Source organism: Ruminiclostridium sufflavum DSM 19573 (assembly GCF_003208175.1).
GTDB classification, from domain to species: domain Bacteria; phylum Bacillota; class Clostridia; order Acetivibrionales; family DSM-1351; genus Ruminiclostridium; species Ruminiclostridium sufflavum.
On sequence record NZ_QKMR01000004.1, the window covers coordinates 1 to 21,146 of the forward strand.

Consider the following 21,146-nt stretch of genomic DNA (forward strand, 5'->3'; position numbering starts at 1 on the left):
CTCGACTTGCATGTGTTAGGCACGCCGCCAGCGTTCGTCCTGAGCCAGGATCAAACTCTCAAATTAATATTTGAAAATTTGACACGATAACAAAAGTTATCATGCTTATTAGCTCATTAAAATTGCTGACTTTTATTTCTAGTTCTTGTTTCCAAAAACCAGGTTGTAAAGTTCGCAAGTTACTCAATTTTTAAAATCTACTCGTGGATTTTAATCTACTTTATAGATTTTGGAATTTTTCGAGTTCCTTTACATGGTCTTTCATTTGAAAGACTTGTCACTGTTTACTTTTCAAAGTCCAATCCCTTAAAGCGTTCTTACGTCTGCTTCTCAAGGTTTCTGCCATGCATTTCCGCAAGCAGCTTAATCATAATACCATCTTGCTGTTTCCTTGTCAACACTTTTTTTATTTTTATTTAAGATTTTTTAAACTCTTAAAAGTGAATAATACTAAGTGCTGTATCTTTCGACAGCTTCGTTAGTATACCACCATACCATGCTCTATGCCAACCCAAAGCAATCCTAAATCGGCCTGTTTTTTTAATTTACCCATTATTTCCTGCTTTATCCGCCTAAATATCTCCTAATAATTCAAATATCCTCAATCTTCAAAAATGCAGCTTATATCCTTTGTCCATCTGCTGATGCAATTGGGATAAGCCTGCTTATTTTTCCGGAATAAAACAAGGACAGCTTGTGCAAAGCTCTTGTACATGCAATATATAAAAGCTTTTTGTCATCATTACTGTTATAGTTATTATCATTTGCCTGATACAGCAATACTGCATCAAATTCAAGGCCCTTTGCCATATATATTGGAAGAATATATATGCCTGATGTGATCTCACAAGAACTGTTGCTAATCAATACAGCCTTTGTTTTACTGCTGATGCTCTTATATACTTTTTCTGAATCACATAAGCTTTTACATATGATAGCTATAGATTCATATCCGGCAATTTTATACTCTGAAATTTCTTCTATTATTTTTTTCTCCATCCCGGAAGTATCTAAAGAACCAATTATCTCAGGCTTGCTTTCATGCCTGTCAAAGCTTTCTATTTCTATTGCTTCATTTGCAAAGTATGAACTAAAGCAGCTAATTTCATATGAGCTTCTAAAACTCTTTTTCATATTCAGTATTAAGCTCTTTTTCCTATTAAGTACAGCCTTTATTTCATCATACAGGTTCAAGTCAGCTTCCTTTTCAATTGATTGATTAATATCCCCCATAATTGTATATCTTGCACCCGGAAATGCTTTATTAATTATTTCATATTGTAAAGGGTAATAATCCTGTGCTTCATCTATCACTACCTGCTTTATATGATTATTAAGACTGCAGCCTGACATTTTCAGCTTCATCAAAAGCACCGCCATACCATCCTCATAGCTGATACAAGCATCGCTGAAGCTATTATTGGTATGAGATAAAATCATATCTATGTTTTCCGGCAGCTTTATTCCATTGGATACTCTATAGAATAAATTTTTGTTTTTTATTAGCTCCTTATACATTTGCATTGCATCAATTCTTGTGAACTTGTAAACTTCTCTTTGCAGAGCTGAACTTTCCTTTAATGATAATAATCTTGCATAAGCTTTTATTTCAAAGCTATGCTCGGGATATTTGCTTATAAATTCCTCCAGCTTAGCCAACCGTAATCTTCTCATTTCATGTATCCTGCCCATAATACGATTTTCAATGGCAGTAAGACATTTTTCCAAAGGCATGGTCTTGCTGTATCTGATCAGCTCATTTTTTAAAAGATTTCTATCGGCAATACATTCACCGTTATAAAAAATGTCCCTGAACCTAATAATTCTGCGCAAATAATAATCCAAAAAGCATTCAATAATTACTATAAATTCCTTGGACATTTTAAATTTAGTACAAGCTTTTATTAAATTCTTTTTCTCTGAATCAGTGATACTTATCAGAGCATCTATTGAGGAATTTCTATTTCTGATTTTAAGTTTATCTTCAAAAACATCATTAAGCATTTCTTCCAAGGTTAATGTTTTAATATTTTTTTCTCCAAGCTCAGGCAAAACGTTGTCTATATATTTGCTGAAAAGTGTGTTAGGTGAAATCATAATAATATTATTTGTATTTAAATTAGATGTAAGTCCATGATATAACAAAAATGCAACTCTATGCAGGGCAACGGAGGTTTTACCACTTCCTGCAACTCCCTGTACAATTAAAATATCGTTTTCTATATCGCGGATAATAATGTCCTGCTCTCTCTGTATTGTTTCAACTATGCTTTTCATTTTCAGCGAGGCATTATGTGATAAAGCAAGCTTAAGCATATCATCTGTAATAGTTAAATCTGAATCAAAGAAATATTTTAGCTCACCCTTTTTTATATCGAATTGACGTTTCAGAAGTAATTCTCCCTCTATTATTCCATTAGGTGCCTTATAGCTTGCCCTGCCTAATCCGTACCTGTAAAATATACTTGAAATCGGAGCTCTCCAATCACATACATATATTTGATGGGTTTTGTTATCAATAAGATTTCCAAGCCCAATATATATTTTTTCTACGCCATATTCCTCCTCCTTGAAATCTATTCTGGCAAAATAAGGAGCATTCAGCATTTTTTCATATTTTTTAATCCGGTCATCGGTTAATCTATAATCATTGGTCTTTACTTCCAGAGGAGTTAAATACTGAACTGCATCAGAAAGTTTGTCAAAATCATTAGACGAGTGAATAGTGTTTTCGTACATATCTCTTCTTGCAATAATTAATTCCCTTTTTTTAGAGGATATTGTTTTTAACTCCTTTTCCAGCTGCTCCCTTATAATCTGTTCTACCTTATTAAAATTAAATTTCTCAATTTCAAACTGTTCATTATAATTGTCCATAAGCATCACCTTTCAATAATAAACTTAAAATATAAAACAGATTCAAAAAACGATATAATATCCCTCGATACTACGGTTAAAAAAGAGGCTACATGAGACTTCTCATATATCCTCTTTATAATCAGCTATGAATTACCAAAGACAATTACTATAGGCAGATGTAATAGGTTTTTCAGCCGATAGTACTTGTCTTAAATTTTATTATATTGAAAACACTTCTGTATTATAATTCATCGGTGTCTACAGCAGCATCCTTCAATCCGCTGCAATCTGAATTGTCACGAACTAAATCATCAGCCTCTTCAGAATCAACATCCTCATTTACCATTCTTGCCATACTGACAACCTTAATTCCATCAGCCATTCTCATTAGCGTAACACCTTGAGTTGCCCTTCCAAGAATGCTAATCTCACTAACCTTCATTCGAATAATTGTTCCATCACTGCTGATTAGCATAATATCGTCTTCATCCGATACCAGCATCATTCCAATGGACTTGCCGGTCTTTTCGGTGATCCTGTAAGTAAGAACCCCCTTACCTCCTCTATTTTGAACCTTGTATTCGTCAAGCTCTGTCCTCTTGCCGAAACCATTCTCTGTCACAACCAGCAAGGTAGTATTCTCTGTGCAAACCTCCATTCCTATAACATGGTCATCCTCATCAATCTCAATGCCCTTAACTCCCTGGGATACTCTTCCTATAGGTCTGGCATCTGTTTCATTGAAGCGTATAGCCATTCCATTATTAGTGGAAATCATAATATCCTGATTTCCGTCAGTAAGCTTAACATCAATCAACTCATCATTTTCTCTTAAAGAAACTGCTGCAAGGCCGCCTTTCCTTATATTACCGTACTCCATAATATCGGTCTTTTTAATAAGACCATTACGGGTGGCCATAACAAGATACTGCCCTTCTTTATATTCTTTAATAGGAATTACAGTTGTTATTCTTTCATCTCCATCAAGCTGCAGCAAATTCACAATTGCAGTTCCCTTTGCCTGCCTGCCGGACTCAGGTATCTCATATGCTTTTAATCTGTATACTCTTCCCTTGCTGGTAAAGAACATAATAAAATCATGTGTGGAAGTAACAAATAAATTTTTTACAAAATCTTCTTCTCTTGTACTAAGCCCTATAATTCCCTTTCCTCCACGCCTTTGGCTGGTATATGTGTCGGCAGGGAGCCTTTTTATATACCCAAAGTGAGTCAAGGTAATTACACTTTCTTCATTCTCAATAAGATCCTCTATATCAATCTCATCTTCATCAATTTCAATCTTTGTTCTTCTTTCATCTGCATATTTATCTTTTATAACAGACAGCTCGTCCTTAATTATTCCAAGCACTAACACTTCATTAGCCAATACGCTCTTATAATAATTAATCTTCTCAAGCAATTCATTGTACTCATTTTCTATTTTTTCTCTTTCTAACCCTGTCAATCTGCCCAGTCTCATATCTACAATTGCTTGGGCCTGCTTATCGCTGAAGCCGAATCTTTGAATTAAGCCTTCTTTTGCGATAGCCTCTGTTTTAGATGCTCTGATAATTCTAATAACTTCATCCATGTTGTCCAGTGCAATTTTTAAACCTTCTAATATATGTGCCCTGGCTTCAGCCTTATCAAGCTCAAATTTCGTTCTTCGCCTGATAACATCTATTTGATGAGCTATGTAGTAGTCTAAAATTTCTTTTAAATTCAATGTTCTAGGCTCGTATAAATTATCCTCAGTGGGTACTATTGCTACCATATTGGCACTGAAGGTGTCTTGAAGCTGAGTATTCTTATACAGCTGATTTAATACTACATTTGGATTGGCATCACGTTTTAGCTCAACTACAATTCTTACCGGCTCTTCTCTTCCGGATTCGTCCTGCAGGAGAGATATTCCTTCAATTCTCTTTTCTTTAACAAGATCAGCAATTTTCTCAATAAGGCGCGCTTTATTTACCATATACGGTATTTCGGAAATAATAATCCTGTGTTTGTTTCCGGGCAATTCTTCAATTGTAGCCTCAGAACGTACTACAATTCTTCCTTTGCCTGTTCTGTATGCATCTCTTATCCCCTTTTTCCCTATTATTTTAGCAGCTGTAGGAAAATCAGGTCCTTTAATATATTTCATCAATTCATCAATAGTAATTTCAGGATTGTCTATTATCGCACAAATACCATTGATTACTTCCCCAAGATTGTGAGGCGGAATATTTGTTGCCATACCAACCGCTATACCTTGAGAACCATTTACCAGCAGGCATGGAAATCTGGAGGGTAAAACAACAGGTTCGACCTCATGATCATCAAAATTTGGTTTAAAGTCAACTGTATCCTTATTTATATCAGCAAGCATTTCCATCGATATTTTTGTCAGCTTTGCCTCAGTATACCTCATAGCAGCTGCGCAATCGCCATCTCTCGAGCCAAAGTTGCCATGTCCGTCAACAAGGGTATGTCTGAGTGAAAAATCCTGTGCCATACGTACAAGACTGTCGTAAACAGCAGCATCACCATGGGGATGATAGTTTTTTAGGCATTCGCCTACAGTTGCAACTGATTTTCTGTATGGCTTATCCGGTGTAAAACCAGAAGCATACATAGTATAAAGTATACGCCTGTGTACTGGTTTTAATCCATCTCGAACATCAGGCAGTGCTCTGTCTATTATTACACTCATAGCATAGTCTATAAATGATTTTTTCATTTCTTCTTCTATGTCTATTGGAATAATTTTTTGCTCCCTTATTTCATCTGCCATTAAACTTTCTACCTCTTTTCATATTATAAAAACAATCTAATCCACTATATATTGTAATAAACTTTTCGCCACCTGTCCACCTATTTGTGACTATACATCCCAAATGCACTATACAAATACACGCTAGGACCTAAATATCAGATAATATCGGATTATAGTCTGGTTTTTAGGCTAAAGTTTCCTTAAATCAAAAGAATTCATCATGTATATTAATATAGCCATTATAATTATTTCCAATATATGCCTCGGTTAGTCTGCTTTCATAAAGTCAATTACTATCGGCTAAAGAAACGATATAATCTTCTGATAGTTTGGTTTTGAGGCTGAGACATAAAATACGCTGCTGCTTGTATTGCATTTAAAATTCAGGTAATAAAAAAGTGGTATGATAAACATCCACTTTTTTATTTGTATTTCAAATTATGTACATAAGAATTTTTATAATATATCATAACAAATTTAATTTTGAATTTGTCAATACTATGCCATATTATTCTTTGGAACACGTACAACAAATTCAATATATTCTCCTCTGTCAATCTGGGCTGCCTTGGCATTTATACCTGATTGCTTCATTATATCAATTGCCTGTTTTATTGTATTCACAAATATTCTGACATCCTTTATTGATTTGGTTACTTTTCTTTCATCCTTCTTTTTTCTTATATCCTTTGAAAATTTATCAATCGCCTTTTCCACAAGCTCTTCAGTCTTTTTTACATTCAAACCTCTTTCGCATACCAGTCTTAGTACTTTTAACTGCAGCTGCTCATCGTGAAGCTTAAGAAGAGCTCTTGCATGTCTCTCGGTAAGATTGTTGTCCGCAAGAATCTTTTTCACAAGAGGAGGCAGCTTTAATAATCTTATTTTGTTTGCGATAGTTGACTGACTTTTTCCAATTTTCTGTGCCAGCTCTTCCTGTGTAAAGTCATGCTCATTTATTAAGTTGCTGTAACCCTCAGCTTCTTCCATATAGCTCAAATCTTCTCTTTGCAAATTCTCTATCAATGCCATTACAGCCGAGTCATTATCATCAACATTAATTACTATTGCAGGAATTTCCTTCAACCCTGCCATCGTTGCCGCTCTTAATCTTCTTTCGCCTGCAACCAGCTCATATGTGCTAAGTGATATTTTTCTTACGTTTATTGGCTGCAAAACACCATATTGTTTTATTGATTCACATAATTCCTCAAGAGCTAATTTATTAAATTGCTTTCTTGGTTGATATGGATTTGGCCTTATAAAATCGATACCAACATAAGTAATATTTTTTAGCTCATCTTTCTTTTCTTGCTTTGGAAATTGAACTTTGTTATCTAACATAACGGCACCATTCTTTGTGTAAATTTTGTTTTTTTCATTGGTAATCTACCAAATATTGTAAATTACTTACAAAGGATAATTCTCCTGATTTTCTTTCATTTCCTTTATTACCTGAAAAGAATCGTTCGATAAAAACCTTTAAAATGATTTCAATTAGTTCCTATATCAACGGCTCTTTTCCTGGTTTACCAGCTTTCCTCGGATATTTTGTCGGCGTCTGTCTAAACTTTCTTATCACCACAACATTTCTTTCTATATTTGTAAAAGGTAATTCCATTTTTTCAATTTTCTCAATTTTCCCTCCTAATATGTCGAGGGCTTTAGCACAATTATTAAACTCTTCTGTGCTGCTTCCCTTCATTGCGATAAAAATTCCATTTATTTTTACAAAAGGAAGACAATATTCAAGTAAAACCGGAAGGCTTGCCACAGCTCTTGCGACAGCAATGTCGTATTTTCCCCTGTACTCCGGGTTCACACCCATATCCTCAGCTCTTCCATGAACAGCTTTTATTTCCGAAATACCTATTGTTTTTATAACTTCATTTAAAAACCTTACTCTTTTTTCTAAAGAATCAAGAAGGGTGACATTGATATTATTATTTACTATTTTAATAGGGATACCGGGAAATCCGGCTCCTGTTCCAATATCAATCAGCTTTTGCTGCCTATCCTCTATATATGGCAAGATACTCATTGAGTCAATAAAATGCTTTATAATTATTTCCCTGTCATCCTCTATAGCTGTTAAATTGATTTTTGTATTCCAATCCTTTAGCATTTCCATATACTGATTAAAATTCTGTATTTGCAGCTCATTTATATTTTTTCCGTAATGCAGGGCTCCCTTTGAAAGAAGCTCCCTCAATTCTGAATTTAAGTTCATTTTTCCCTCCGCCTTAATAATAAACCTTAGTAAATCTTAATTCCTGCTTCTGTTAAACTGCTCAAGATATATGAGCAAAGCTGTTATATCTGCGGGTGATACTCCTGTTATCCGAGATGCCTGGCCAATAGAGCCCGGTTTTATCTGAGAAAGCTTCTGCTTGGCTTCCAGTCTTAAATTCTGGATAGAAGCATACTCAATTTTATCAGGTATCTTTCTGCTTTCAAGCTTTTTAAACTGTTCAACCTGCTGTACCTGTCTTTTTATATATCCCTCATATTTAACCGATATTTCAACCTGCTCTCTGACCTCTCTGGGCAGCTGCGGCAAATCACATATTTCAGATAAGCTGCCGTAGCTTATTTCAGGTCTTCGTAAAAGCTCGGCGAGATTTATTCCGCTTTTAATTAATGTACTGTTTCTGATTTCAAGATAGCTTAATACCTTTTCACTTGGCGGTAAATAAGTATTTTTTATTCTGTCAATTTCTTTCTCTACCAGCTGTTTTTTTTGCAGAAACCTTTCATAGCGTTCATCGCTTATAAGACCAATCTCCTTGCCTATCGGAGTTAATCTTAAATCAGCATTATCCTGCCTCAAAAGCAATCTGTACTCAGCTCTTGAAGTCATCATTCTATAAGGCTCTTTTGTTCCCTTTGTCACTAAATCATCTATCAATACACCGATATAGGCTTGTGACCTGTCCAATATCATAGGTTCTCTTCCATTTAACTTCATTGCTGCATTAATGCCTGCAACTATACCCTGTGCCGCTGCTTCTTCGTAGCCTGAGCTGCCATTTATCTGTCCGGCGGCAAATAATCCTTCTATTTTTTTATGCTCAAGTGACAGCTTCAGCTCTGTGGCATCAATCCCGTCATACTCAATTGCGTACGCACTTCTCATTACTTTAACGTCCTCTAAGCCGGGGATTGTCTTCATAAATTCTATCTGAACATCCTCAGGCAAGCTGCTGGACATTCCCTGCAAATACATTTCCTCAGTACCAAGCCCCATTGGCTCTACAAAGACCTGATGCCTTTCCTTATCAGCAAATCTTACAATTTTATCTTCAATTGAAGGGCAGTATCTTGGCCCGATGCCTGTTATATCTCCACTGTACAAGGGTGAGCGGTGCAAATTATTCCTAATGATATCGTGAGTTTCTTTATTAGTGTATGTCAGCCAGCAGGATACCTGATCCTTTTTTATACTCTCGGTTTCAAACGAAAATGGAATAATTTCGTCATCCCCCTTTTGCTCAGTCATCTTAGTAAAGTCTATACTTCGCCTGTTAAGCCTTGCAGGAGTACCTGTCTTAAATCTCAGCAGATGTATTTTTAAATCCGATAAACTTTTTGAAAGCTTATTAGCAGGAAACAGTCCATCAGGTCCCCCGCTGTAACTAATATCCCCAATAATTATTCGTCCCTGCAAATAAGTTCCCGTGGTAAGAATAACAGCTTTACATTTGAATATCGCACCGGTATGTGTTTTAACACCTATTATTTTTGTTTTTGATTCATCGGTTAGTATTTCAACTATTTCTGCCTGCCTGATATCGAGATTCTCCTGCAATTCCAGTGCATGCTTCATCTTTATCTGATATTGCCTCCTGTCAACCTGAGCACGTAAAGAATAAACTGCCGGTCCTTTTGAAAAATTAAGTATTTTTGACTGGATGAAGGTTTTGTCAGTAATCTTTCCCATCTCTCCGCCTAAGGCATCTATTTCTCTCACCAAATGGCCCTTTGCGGTACCTCCTATATTCGGATTGCAGGGCATATTTGCTATGCTGTCCAAATTAATAGAAAAAATGATTGTGCTGCATCCCAGTCTGGCTGCCGCGAAAGCTGCTTCACAGCCTGCATGTCCTGCTCCGACAACCGCTACATCATAACTTCCTGCGAAATAATCCATTAGGATTCTTCCTTTCTATATCTTATAAATTATTGCTTTTCATAAAAGTCAATTGCCATACCCTGAAAAGCAAAGGCTTGAACCATAATACGGCAAAATTATTTGCCTATACAGAATCTGCTGAATATATTGTGCATAACAGCCTCATCTATTGATTCACCTGTTATTTGTCCTATACATTCTGCAGAATTTTTTATATCTATTGTAACCATATCTAAAGGCATACCTATTTCAAATGAACTAAGAGCTTGATTAATAGAAGCAATCCCCATATCAACTAAGTGTTTATGTCTGGCATTTGTTAATATTATCTCATTATTCTGAGAAATGCTGCCCTTATAAAACATTTCATATATTTCTTTCTCCAGTTCTTCTATTCCCTTCTCATTAATAACAGAGGCTTCTAATATCTTATCAGCATTAAGCTGCTGCTTTATATTTTTTATTTTATTTTCATTTACTAAATCAACCTTATTAATCATTACGATACTTTTCTTGTTTTTGATAATTTTCAGTACTTCCGTATCTTCCTCAAGAATACCTGTATCAGCAGCAATAATCATAATAATTAAATCTGCATCTTCTATTGCCTTGTATGCCTTATCTACACCTATTTTTTCAACAACATCCCCCGTGACTCTTATTCCGGCTGTATCAGTTATTTTTGCGGGAATTCCTTTAATGTTTATATATTCTTCAATAATATCCCTCGTTGTTCCCGGAATATCTGTGACAATTGCTCTGGTGCTCCCTGACAGCTGATTCAGTAAGGAGGATTTTCCAACATTCGGTTTTCCGGCTATAACAATATTAATACCTTCTCTTAGTATCTTACCTCTATTGAAGGACTTAGCCAAAGCCATAAGGTCTTTCCTTATTAATATTAAATTTTGCAGTACATTTTCTCCAGTTATCTCTTCAATATCATGTTCAGGATAATCGACAGTTACTTCAATATGCGCAAGCAGCTCAACCATAATTTTTCTGATTGACCTCAGCTTTTTTGACAGGTTTCCTTCTAAATGACTTATTGCTGCTCTGGAACCTTCAATAGTTTTAGAATTTATCAGGTCTATTATTGCTTCAGCTTGTGATAAATCAATTCTCCCGTTTAAAAAGGCACGTTTCGTAAATTCTCCGGCCTCAGCCGGTCTAGCTCCATTTTTAAGAATAAGCTCAAGTATCCGTTCTATAACAATTAATCCGCCATGGCAATTAATTTCAACAATATCCTCTCTTGTAAAGGTTTTAGGCCTGCACATTTTTGTCAGCATTACTTCATCGACAACCTCCTTTGTGTCAGAATCTATTATTTTTCCATAGTTTACGGTATGTGAAGCTATTTCATCCATGGCTTTTCCTGAAGAAAAAATTTTTGAAGCGACTTCAAAGGCCTTTATTCCGCTTATTCTTATTATTCCTATTCCACCGGTCCCTATAGGCGTGGAAAGTGCTGCAATTGTATCCTCAAAGTACATAAATATACCTCTAATCTCTGACTTTATCATACTTTCAAACGCACAAAATGGCTCAAGGAGAATTCCTGAACCATTTTATTTCATATTTAAAACTAATATTTTGTATTATTTTTTTAATGCAATAACTACCTTTCTTCTTGGTTCTTCTCCGGTACTATATGTTTCAACATATTTGTGACCTTGCAGTGATGAATGAATTATTCTTCTCTCATATGGGTTCATTGGCTCAAGAGTAACCGGCTTTTTATACTTCACAACCTTTTCAGCAAGCCTGCTGGCTAATTTTATAAGAGTTTCCTCCCTTTTTTGCCTGTAATTCTCAACATTTAAAATTACTCTTTTATAATCATCATACTCTTTATTTACAACCAAACTGGTAAGATACTGAAGAGCATCCATAGTCTCACCGCGGCGTCCTATGATTATACCAATATCATCACCGTTAATATCAACCACTACATTTTCTTCATCTTCGCTTACACTTATATCAGCTTCAACTTCCATATTATTTAATATTGTATAAAGGAAGTCGGATGCAACATCACATCTGTTATTACTTTCTTGTTCCTTTACTGTAGCTCGTATTCTTGCAACCTTTGAACCTATAATTCCAAAAATTCCTTTTGTCCCTTCCTCAATAACCTCAACATCAATATCCTCCTCGGACAAATTTAACTCTGAAAGTGCTGCTGAAATAGCCTCTTGAACTGTTTTACCTGTTTTTTCTATACTGTAAGCCATTATTTAGTCACACCTCCTTCTTTTTAAGGACATATTTATTAACATAGTATTGTTGCGCAATTGAAAATATATTACCAACGAACCAATACAGTGACATACCTACAGGAAACTGAAATGAAAATATCAAGGTCATTAAAGGAGATATATACAGCATTGAATTTCCCATAGGATTTGCAGCCTTATCCTTTGTACTGTCATTTGTCTTTTTCGGCATTGACATACGGGCAGTCAGATAAGTTGTTACTACTGCAAGCAATGGTAATATAAGCAATAAAAACTTCGAAGGATCATCTATCATTTGACTAAAATCCCACGTAGGTATATTTCCCAAATTCAAACCGCTGTGGCTTGGAAAAAACATATTCAGGTTGCCTACTTTATCTCCCTGTCCGCTCTTAATAAAATAAGTAATCGTGTCTATTTCAGGATATCTGCCTACCGTACTTGCCTGACTTGCTTGATTTGCCAAATCAGCCAGCTGAGTATCTGAAAATCCGAGCATAAACTTCAGCGGTCTGGAAATAACCTGCCATAAAGCAAATAAAATCGGCATCTGAATTAATAGGGGAAGACACCCTCCAGCCGGATTTATTTTATGCTCCTGATAAATTTTCATCGTTTCTTGATTAAGCTTTTCCTTGTCATTTGCATATTTTCTCTGTACCTCCTGCAGGAGTGGTTGAACCTTCTGCATCTCAGCAGTCGACTTATATTGCTTCAAAGTCAGGGGTACCATTGCCGTTCTTACAATTATTGTGAAAATAATCAAGGCTATTCCATAATTATTTACGCCACCATAAATCCAATAAAGAAATTTTCCTAGTGGGTCAGCGATTACATTTAAAAATCCCATAACGTATATATATCTCCTAAACCTATGTTTTTAATCTATTTTACAGGATCATACCCTCCCGGATGAAAAGGATGACACTTTAATATTCTTTTTATACCCATATAACTCCCTTTAAGGCAACCATATTTCATAATAGCCTCCAGAGTATACTGCGAACATGTTGGATAAAACCTGCACGTAGGCTTCATTTTTAAAGGTGATAAAAACCTTTGGTAAAACAAAATCAAAGAAATCAAAGCTCTTTTAAACAATTGTATTTCTCCTGATCAAATATTCGCAGCTTTTTTAATAAATACTTAAATTCCTTTACCAATTCAGAATATTTAGAGACAGTATCTTCACCTCTGGCAGCAATAATTATATCATACCCTTTAAGAATATAATTTTCTAATTGTCTATAGCCCTCTCTAATCAATCTTTTTTTCTTATTTCTTGTAACTGCCTTTCCGGCTTTTTTTGAAACTGATATACCGATTCTGTTAAAGGATTGTCTGTTTGGAAGTGCATAAACTACTATATGCCTTCCTACATAAAACAATCCTTTATTGAAAACTTTTGCAAACTCATAGTTCTTCTTAAGTGTTACAACTTTCCGCATATAAACCTCCACGCCGAGTTTTGGTACAAAAAAAATAATGAAAGCAGCGTGGAGGTATACTGTCTTTTTACACAGACATCAGGGTTATTTCCTTCTATGCTACCTGCATAAGCTTTTATCTCTGTATTAAAAATAAGCAAGCTTTAAAGAAAAAGACCACAAAATGCGGTCTTACGCTGAAATAGCCTTTCTTCCTTTTAATCTGCGTCTTCTTAATACTTTCCTTCCGTTAGAAGTGCTCATTCTTTTTCTGAAACCATGCTCTTTTTGTCTATGTCTTTTTTTAGGTTGATATGTTCTTAACATTAGTCCACCCCCGTTCTTTTTTCTTTATATAAACTTATTAAAGTCTTTTCTTTTAAAGACACCGAATCTATTATATATTAATCTTTTTTAAACTGTCAAGGTTCAATTGCCCAACCACTTTCACTAATATTTTTTTTCGCAATATTCTACTTGATTTTTATATTATTTAAAAACAATATCTTGTACTTTATAGAACTCTTTAGTCAATATGTTGTTTACTGCTTATAAAATAAAATCTAAACCTGTGGATATAAATGTTATTAAAATTTATTTTTTGTGGATATCTTATGTTTTTTATATTGAATTTTCCACAAAACTCTGTTATATTTATTAATACTTGTTGATAACTTGTGTGTTTTACTTTTTACACTGTTAATAACTTTTATTTTTTTGTGTTTTTTATATTTGAACACCTCACATAAGATTAATTTATAATAAATTTTATTATCTTAAATTTTTTGTTTTTTATTTATATATTATGTATTTTTGTATTATGGCTTATAGAGTTTGGTAAAATGTGAATCAGTTTGCAGCTTTACCATTAATAATTATGATTAAAATCAAGGCGGGCGAGGTATATGAGTGTGCAGTTGAATGACATATGGAATCGGACATTGGAATTACTTAAGGATGAAATGACTGATATAAGTTATAATACTTGGATATTAACAATAGAACCAATTTCTATTGATTCAAATACAATAACCTTGGGAGTTCCCGCTGACTTTCAGAAAGGAATCCTTGAGTCGAGATATTCCTATTTGATTAAAAATTCTCTCAAGCAGGTAACTCACAAGGATTACAATATTTATTTTTCCATACCCTCACAAGCTCAGGCAAAACCTGCAATTCAAGAATATTCTGAGGATACGTCCGGTTTAGTTTTAAATCCGAAGTATACCTTTGATACCTTTGTCATCGGTAACGGAAACAGGTTTGCACATGCTGCTTCTTTAGCTGTAGCCGAAGCACCGGCCAAAGCTTACAATCCATTATTTTTATATGGGGGAGTAGGACTTGGAAAAACTCATCTTATGCATGCAATAGGTCATTTTGTATTGAGTCAGAACCCGTCATTAAAGGTTTTATATGTATCATCCGAGAAGTTTACCAACGAATTGATTAATGCTATCAAGGATGATAAAAATGAAGAATTCAGATATAAATACAGAAATATAGATGTACTTCTCATAGACGATATTCAATTCATTGCAGGAAAAGAAAGAACTCAGGAGGAATTTTTCCATACTTTCAATGCGCTGTACGAATCAAATAAGCAAATTATTGTTTCAAGCGATAAGCCTCCAAAAGAAATTAATACTCTTGAGGACAGGCTCAGATCAAGATTCGAATGGGGACTTATAGCAGACATAGCTCCGCCTGATTTAGAAACACGAATTGCAATACTCAGAAAAAAGGCTCAGCTTGAGAATCTTGATGTACCTGATGATGTGATGGTTTATATCGCGGATAAGGTTGCATCAAATATCAGAGAACTTGAAGGCGCCTTAAACAGAGTAATTGCCTATTCAACATTAACAGATCATAAAATAGATGTTGATATGGCCATAGAAGCTCTTAAAGATATGTTTAATAACAGCAAAACAATTGTTATCAATTCAAAGACTATACAAGAAATAGTTTCAAGGTATTTTCATCTTAAAACAGATGAGCTTAAATCAAAAAAAAGATCAAGAGATATTTCTTTTCCCCGGCAAATTGCAATGTTTCTTTGTCGTGAAATGACGGACATGTCATTACCTAAAATAGGTGATGAATTCGGAGGAAGAGATCATACTACAGTTATGCATGCATGTGACAAGATAAAAAACGACATGGATGACAGTGCTGAATTGAGAAGAACAATTGAAGACATAAGAAAAAATATAATGGGTGGATAAATTTATGTTTTATGAAACTTTATTCACAGTTTATGTTGATTTGGTGATTAAAACTTGTGTAAAACTTAGAGTTTGTGCTTAAATTATTTTATTGTTAATAAAATGGTACAAGTACTCAACAAATTATTAACACCTTCTGAGTATTTACAGTACTGAATCTCAGAAGTTATACACAGATTTAACAGCACTTACTACTATTCTTACTGATTTAATTATTTATAAAATATATTAGAATACCGGAGGTTGCCGTGAAAATTATATGTTCAAGAGAAAATTTACTTAATGGTATAAATATAGTTCAAAAAGCAGTTTCAATAAAAACTACTTTACCTATACTTGAAGGTATACTGTTAAATGCCGACGATAAATTCAAGTTAACCGGAAATGATCTGGAGATTGGAATTGAATGTTTTGTAGAAGCAGATATAAGAAGAACCGGTTCTATCGTCATCAATTCTAAGATGTTCGGAGATATAGTCAGAAGGCTTCCGGATTCGGAAGTACTTATTGATGTAAGTGAAAACAACCTTGTAACAGTCGAATGTGAAAATTCCCATTTTGAGATAAAAGGTATAGGTTCCTCAGGTTTTCCTAATATACCTGAGGTTGTTAAGGAAAATGTATTATGTTTGACACAATCTGATTTAAAGGATATGATTAGACAAACTGTGTTCGCTGTTTGTGCTGATGAGCACAGACCTGTATTGACAGGAACCCTTATAGAGGTTAAAAACAAAGAACTGGTGCTTGTATCTATTGACGGATACAGGCTTGCTTTAAGGAGAAAAATATTAGATGTTGATTTAGATGATTTTTCAGTTATAGTACCGGGAAAAATATTAAATGAAATATCCAAGATTCTTCAGTCTGTTGATGAAGATGTATATATATATAATTCAAATAATCAAATTGTCTTTGACACAGAATCATGGCGAATTGTTTCCAGACTTATCGAAGGTAAATTTTTGAATTATAACAGCTTGCTGAATAAGGAGTTTGAAACAAAGGTCATTATTACTAACAAGGAATTTCAGGCAAGCTTAGAGAGAGCTTCTCTTATTTCCATGAATGACAAAAACAGTCCTGTTAATTTATTTATAAACGATGATAAAATTATAATTACTTCAAAAGCTGAATTTGGAAATGTAAGGGAAGAAATAAAATGTGATATAGAAGGCAACAATCTGGAAATAGCATATAATCCAACATTCTTGATTGATGCATTAAAAGCAATTGACGAGGACAGATCAGCAATTTATTTTATTACTACAAATGCTCCTTGTACCTTCAGGCCTGTATTGGAAAATAGTGAAGCATTTGCTTATTTAGTACAAGCAGTAAGAATGTAATTCTTGTGTAATTGGACTGCATTACAGGGAGGAAATATGGAACAAGTAGAAATAAACACGGAATATATAAAATTGGATCAATTTTTAAAATGGTCCGGTGCCTGTGATAATGGTGTAACAGCAAAAAGCTTTATATTAGACGGGCTTGTCAGGGTTAATGGAAGTATAGAATTACAGAGGGGTAAAAAACTTAGAAACGGTGATATAATAGAATTTGAGAATATGACTTATGAGGTTGTACAAAAATAGCATTATGAGGTATCAACTTGATTGTAAAAAGTTTGTGTTTAGAAAATTTCAGAAATCATAAAGATACTAAAATTCAATTTTCAGACAGCTTTAATATTATTTATGGAAATAATGGCCAAGGGAAAACTAATATTCTTGAAGCCATTTATTTATGCGCTTCCGGAAGATCACACAGAACATCAAAGGATTCAGAGCTAGTTTTATTTGGCAGTGATTTTTATAATATTAATACATTTGTCTTAAATAGCGGATTAGATAAGGTTATTAATATAAAATATTTAAATGATCAAAAAAAACAAATTATGGTCAATGAGATACCATTAAAAAAGCTTGGCTCATTAATGGGAAATCTTTATGCTGTTATTTTTTCTCCCGAAGATTTATTTGTTGTGAAGCAAGGACCCGGAGAAAGAAGAAGATTCGTTGATATTACCTTAAGTCAAATAAGGCCTTCATATTTTTATAATCTTCAGCAGCTGGCCAGAATACTGAAGCAGAGAAATATACTTTTAAAAAATATTTATTCTAAAAATGGTTTAATGGATACAATTGATATATGGAATATTAAGTTAGCCGAGGTGGCTTCGAATATAATATTGGAACGCAGAAAGTTTGCAGTTTTACTTTCTGAATTAGCACAAAAGCAGCATAGATTTTTAACAACAGATAAGGAAATTATAGCCTTTGATTATAATTGCAGTTTTCAAATAGATGAAAATAGTAATAAAAGTGAAATTTCCGATATATATTTAAGGCTATTGGAAAAAGGCATAGATCGTGATATTGCAATAGGATATACCTCCCTAGGACCTCACAGAGATGATTATGATATTTCTATTAACAATAAAAGCTTAAAATTATATGGTTCGCAAGGACAACAGAGATCCTCTGTCCTGTCTTTGAAAATTGCGGAGATAGAGCTGATAAATCAGGAAACCGGTCAATATCCTATTTTACTTTTAGATGATGTTATGTCTGAATTAGACGAAAATAGGCAAAAATATCTTATGAACAGTATAAAGGGTGTTCAGACCTTTATTACGTGTACTAATGCTTATAAATTTTCATTGGAAAACATAGCAAAATACTTTAAAATTGAAAATGGCAGTGTAATTGATATTTTTGAGAATGAAAATTTGCATTAAACTTGTTAATAATGTAAAATGAAAGGTAGATGCTAGTTTAGTGGGAGGATATATTAAATGTTTTTGCATATCGGTGGAGATGTTGTTATACCTGTAAAAGATGTAATTGCTATTATGGATATTGATACAACAACTATATCAAAAGATACAAAAGAATTCCTTAAGATTGCTGAAGAAGAAGGCTTTATTAGAAGTATATCCGAGGATCTTCCAAAATCTTTTATTATTACAGAAGTTGATAAAAAAAGTGTGATATTTTTATCGCCTATATCTTCTGTTACTCTTAAAAAAAGATCACAATATATAAGTGAAATTGCCAATCTATAATGTAATTTTTATATTACAATGTTATTAATTATTTTTAAAATAATTTTATACTAATCTGATATTAAATGATTCTGAAAGGAAGTAAACATAAGGTTATGAGTGATAATACACATATAGATTCATCATATGATGAAAGTCAGATTCAAGTGCTTGAAGGCTTGGAAGCTGTAAGAAAAAGACCTGGTATGTATATTGGAAGTACCTCTACCAAGGGTTTGCACCATCTAATTTATGAAATTGTTGCTAACAGTATTGATGAAGCTTTAGCTGACAGGTGTGACAAAATAGAAATAATAGTTCATAAAGACAAATCTGTAACTGTTATTGACAACGGAAGCGGTATTCCTGTTGGAATCCATCCAAAGATGGGGATTCCGACCTTAGAGGTTGTTCATACAATCTTGCATGCAGGCGGGAAATTCGGAAGCGGAGCATATAGTGTGTCAGGAGGGTTGCATGGTGTTGGTGCATCAGTTGTTAATGCTCTGTCAGAAAGCATGGAGGTTACTGTATGCAGAGAAGGCCACATGTATAGGCAGAAATATTCGAGAGGTAATCCTATAACACCTGTTGAGGTTATTGGGGATACTGATGAACATGGTACTACCACTACTTTTAAACCAGATCCTCAAATTTTTGAAATTATTGATTTTGATTTTGAAGGTATGATAACAAGATATAGAGAAATGGCCTTTTTAAATGGCGGGGTCAGAATTAGTCTGGTTGATGAGCGTCCTGAAGAAAAAATTGTTAAGAACCTTCATTATGAAGGTGGAATTGCATCCTTTGTGGAGTATTTAAACAAGCATAAGGATGTTATACATGATAATGTAATATATATTGAAGGCAAGAAGGATACCAATATTGCTGAAATTGCACTTCAATACAATACAGGATATACAGAGACTGTATTCAGTTATGCAAATAATATTGCCACCTCCGAGGGAGGAACGCATCTTACGGGCTTTAGATCTGCAATAACAAAGGTATTGAATGATTATGCCCGTAAATTTAATCTTCTGAAAGAAAGTGATAAAAATCTTGCAGGTGAGGATGTAAGGGAAGGTTTAACTGCAATTATAAGTATAAAGCTTTTAGATCCTCAATTTGAAGGGCAAACTAAAACTAAGCTTGGAAATAGTGAAATAAGAGGATTTGTTGAAAGTATAATAACTGAGAAGCTGACAATCTTTATGGAGGAAAATCCAAGTGTAGCTAAAATTATATTGGATAAATCTCTTACTGCAGCAAGAGCAAGAGAAGCTGCAAGAAAAGCAAGAGATTTAACAAGAAGAAAGAGTGCATTAGAAACCAGTACTCTTCCAGGAAAGCTCGCTGATTGTTCTGAGAAGGATGCGGCATTAACTGAAATTTTTATAGTTGAGGGTGATTCGGCCGGCGGATCTGCAAAGCAGGGAAGAGAAAGAAGAATACAGGCTATTCTTCCGCTGTGGGGGAAAATGTTAAATGTTGAAAAGTCTCGAGTAGACAAGGTTTTTGACAATGAGAAGCTTTCACCTGTAATAATAGCTTTGGGTGCTGGAATAGGAGAAGATTTTGATACTTCTAAATTAAGATATAATAAAATAATTATTATGGCAGATGCGGATGTTGATGGAGCACATATAAGAATGTTGCTTTTAACATTTTTCTACAGATATATGAGACCGCTTGTTGAAGAAGGACATGTATATTTAGCAATGCCTCCTTTGTTTAAGGTACAAAAGGGAAAAGAAGAATACTATGCATATGATGAAAGAGAAGTAGAAAAGATATTCAGGGATAAGGGATGGAAAAAAGATGACTCCGGAGTCAATATGCAAAGATATAAAGGTTTAGGAGAAATGAATCCTGATCAGCTGTGGTATACAACAATGAATCCTGAAACAAGATCAATAAAAAGAGTCAGTGTTGATGATGCAATAGCAGCTGATGAGGTATTTGTAACTTTTATGGGAGATAAGGTTGAACCCAGAAAAGATTATATTCATGTTCATGCAAAGGATGTTACCAATCTTGATGTATAATTTTTATATTATGATAAAAGGTTTTGACCGGTTTTGTGTACCAAGTATAAATCAGAATAATAAAATAGTATAATGAGTACAAAGCTTGTTATTTTAGTAATTAATGTCTGTATCTATATGATATAGGCATTTTTTTATTAAGAAATGTTTCACGTGAAACATTTCTATAAACAAGCCGATATTAAAATTCAAATTTATATAGTAAATTATTATAAACATAGCTTATATAATAAGAAGTTTCATTTTATTATAGAATTGCATGTGTATCGGAGCTAAGTACAGCTTGAAATATACACTTTGCCCAAAAAAATTAGGCTTTAAAACTGATTTTGAATACAGTTTTGGTTTGAAAGTGATAGTAAGGTTTAGTAACTCAGTAATGTTTCACGTGAAACATTACTG

The 21,146-nt window shown here is 34.0% G+C and carries 17 protein-coding genes and 1 rRNA gene; 6 read left to right on the top strand and 12 right to left on the bottom strand.

What is annotated here, in order from left to right:
* From LY28_RS03930 to rpmH, 12 genes are all read right to left on the bottom strand, one after another.
* Positions 1-66: ribosomal RNA gene (locus LY28_RS03930) — 16S ribosomal RNA — on the bottom strand; the annotation flags it as partial.
* A gap of 555 nt (positions 67-621) precedes the next feature.
* Complete coding sequence (locus LY28_RS03935; RefSeq protein ID WP_165835491.1) at positions 622-2,877, bottom strand: HelD family protein; 2,256 nt, start codon at positions 2,875-2,877, stop codon at positions 622-624.
* 223 nt (positions 2,878-3,100) lie between these two features.
* Positions 3,101-5,638: a DNA gyrase subunit A gene (gene gyrA, locus LY28_RS03940; protein ID WP_110460881.1), complete on the bottom strand. Its 2,538-nt coding sequence runs from the start codon at positions 5,636-5,638 to the stop codon at positions 3,101-3,103.
* 480 nt (positions 5,639-6,118) lie between these two features.
* Entirely contained in the window at positions 6,119-6,964 is an 846-nt protein-coding gene (gene noc / locus LY28_RS03945; protein ID WP_110460882.1) for a nucleoid occlusion protein, read from the bottom strand.
* A 160-nt stretch (positions 6,965-7,124) separates the two neighbouring features.
* A complete protein-coding gene (gene rsmG, locus LY28_RS03950; RefSeq protein ID WP_110460883.1) occupies positions 7,125-7,850 on the bottom strand; it encodes a 16S rRNA (guanine(527)-N(7))-methyltransferase RsmG in 726 nt (241 codons plus the stop codon).
* 36 nt (positions 7,851-7,886) lie between these two features.
* Entirely contained in the window at positions 7,887-9,770 is a 1,884-nt protein-coding gene (mnmG, locus tag LY28_RS03955; protein WP_110460884.1) for a tRNA uridine-5-carboxymethylaminomethyl(34) synthesis enzyme MnmG, read from the bottom strand.
* Positions 9,771-9,868: 98 nt separating this feature from the next.
* Positions 9,869-11,248, bottom strand: coding sequence for a tRNA uridine-5-carboxymethylaminomethyl(34) synthesis GTPase MnmE (gene mnmE / locus LY28_RS03960; RefSeq protein ID WP_110460885.1), 1,380 nt, complete (start codon positions 11,246-11,248; stop codon positions 9,869-9,871).
* A 105-nt stretch (positions 11,249-11,353) separates the two neighbouring features.
* Entirely contained in the window at positions 11,354-11,989 is a 636-nt protein-coding gene (jag, locus tag LY28_RS03965) for an RNA-binding cell elongation regulator Jag/EloR (protein WP_110460886.1), read from the bottom strand.
* Positions 11,990-11,996: 7 nt separating this feature from the next.
* Positions 11,997-12,842 (bottom strand): YidC/Oxa1 family membrane protein insertase, encoded by an 846-nt coding sequence (locus LY28_RS03970; RefSeq protein ID WP_110460887.1) that lies wholly within the window; start codon positions 12,840-12,842, stop codon positions 11,997-11,999.
* A gap of 35 nt (positions 12,843-12,877) precedes the next feature.
* The gene (gene yidD, locus LY28_RS03975) at positions 12,878-13,093 is read right to left on the bottom strand and encodes a membrane protein insertion efficiency factor YidD (RefSeq protein WP_110460888.1); all 216 of its coding nucleotides are present in this window, start codon (positions 13,091-13,093) and stop codon (positions 12,878-12,880) included.
* Positions 13,075-13,440, bottom strand: a complete 366-nt coding sequence (gene rnpA / locus LY28_RS03980; RefSeq protein ID WP_110460889.1) for a ribonuclease P protein component — start codon at positions 13,438-13,440, stop codon at positions 13,075-13,077. Before rnpA ends, yidD begins: the two co-directional genes overlap by 19 nt.
* Before the next feature lie 171 nt (positions 13,441-13,611).
* The gene (gene rpmH, locus LY28_RS03985) at positions 13,612-13,746 is read right to left on the bottom strand and encodes a 50S ribosomal protein L34 (protein WP_110460890.1); all 135 of its coding nucleotides are present in this window, start codon (positions 13,744-13,746) and stop codon (positions 13,612-13,614) included.
* A gap of 578 nt (positions 13,747-14,324) precedes the next feature.
* Here rpmH and dnaA point away from each other — a divergent pair.
* From dnaA to gyrB, 6 genes are all read left to right on the top strand, one after another.
* Entirely contained in the window at positions 14,325-15,647 is a 1,323-nt protein-coding gene (gene dnaA, locus LY28_RS03990) for a chromosomal replication initiator protein DnaA (protein ID WP_110460891.1), read from the top strand.
* Between the two features lie 248 nt (positions 15,648-15,895).
* Positions 15,896-16,996, top strand: coding sequence for a DNA polymerase III subunit beta (dnaN, locus tag LY28_RS03995; RefSeq protein ID WP_110460892.1), 1,101 nt, complete (start codon positions 15,896-15,898; stop codon positions 16,994-16,996).
* A 36-nt stretch (positions 16,997-17,032) separates the two neighbouring features.
* A complete protein-coding gene (locus LY28_RS04000) occupies positions 17,033-17,245 on the top strand; it encodes an RNA-binding S4 domain-containing protein (RefSeq protein ID WP_110460893.1) in 213 nt (70 codons plus the stop codon).
* Between the two features lie 17 nt (positions 17,246-17,262).
* Entirely contained in the window at positions 17,263-18,390 is a 1,128-nt protein-coding gene (recF, locus tag LY28_RS04005) for a DNA replication/repair protein RecF (protein ID WP_110460894.1), read from the top strand.
* 57 nt (positions 18,391-18,447) lie between these two features.
* Positions 18,448-18,717 (top strand): extracellular matrix regulator RemB, encoded by a 270-nt coding sequence (gene remB / locus LY28_RS04010; RefSeq protein ID WP_110460895.1) that lies wholly within the window; start codon positions 18,448-18,450, stop codon positions 18,715-18,717.
* Between the two features lie 95 nt (positions 18,718-18,812).
* Entirely contained in the window at positions 18,813-20,744 is a 1,932-nt protein-coding gene (gene gyrB / locus LY28_RS04015; protein ID WP_110460896.1) for a DNA topoisomerase (ATP-hydrolyzing) subunit B, read from the top strand.
* The last annotated feature ends 402 nt before the right edge of the window (positions 20,745-21,146 follow it).

Excerpts from the sequence above, each read along its gene's own strand:
- LY28_RS03970 (WP_110460887.1), bottom strand. The coding sequence starts at position 12,842 with ATGGGATTTTTAAATGTAATCGCTGACCCACTAGGAAAATTTCTTTAT.
- LY28_RS04000 (WP_110460893.1), top strand. The coding sequence starts at position 17,033 with ATGGAACAAGTAGAAATAAACACGGAATATATAAAATTGGATCAATTT.
- noc (WP_110460882.1), bottom strand. The coding sequence starts at position 6,964 with ATGTTAGATAACAAAGTTCAATTTCCAAAGCAAGAAAAGAAAGATGAG.
- jag (WP_110460886.1), bottom strand. The coding sequence starts at position 11,989 with ATGGCTTACAGTATAGAAAAAACAGGTAAAACAGTTCAAGAGGCTATT.
- mnmE (WP_110460885.1), bottom strand. The coding sequence starts at position 11,248 with ATGTACTTTGAGGATACAATTGCAGCACTTTCCACGCCTATAGGGACC.
- rnpA (WP_110460889.1), bottom strand. The coding sequence starts at position 13,440 with ATGCGGAAAGTTGTAACACTTAAGAAGAACTATGAGTTTGCAAAAGTT.
- mnmG (WP_110460884.1), bottom strand. The coding sequence starts at position 9,770 with ATGGATTATTTCGCAGGAAGTTATGATGTAGCGGTTGTCGGAGCAGGA.
- dnaA (WP_110460891.1), top strand. The coding sequence starts at position 14,325 with ATGAGTGTGCAGTTGAATGACATATGGAATCGGACATTGGAATTACTT.
- gyrA (WP_110460881.1), bottom strand. The coding sequence starts at position 5,638 with ATGGCAGATGAAATAAGGGAGCAAAAAATTATTCCAATAGACATAGAA.
- LY28_RS03935 (WP_165835491.1), bottom strand. The coding sequence starts at position 2,877 with ATGGACAATTATAATGAACAGTTTGAAATTGAGAAATTTAATTTTAAT.
- rpmH (WP_110460890.1), bottom strand. The coding sequence starts at position 13,746 with ATGTTAAGAACATATCAACCTAAAAAAAGACATAGACAAAAAGAGCAT.
- remB (WP_110460895.1), top strand. The coding sequence starts at position 18,448 with ATGTTTTTGCATATCGGTGGAGATGTTGTTATACCTGTAAAAGATGTA.
- rsmG (WP_110460883.1), bottom strand. The coding sequence starts at position 7,850 with ATGAACTTAAATTCAGAATTGAGGGAGCTTCTTTCAAAGGGAGCCCTG.
- gyrB (WP_110460896.1), top strand. The coding sequence starts at position 18,813 with ATGAGTGATAATACACATATAGATTCATCATATGATGAAAGTCAGATT.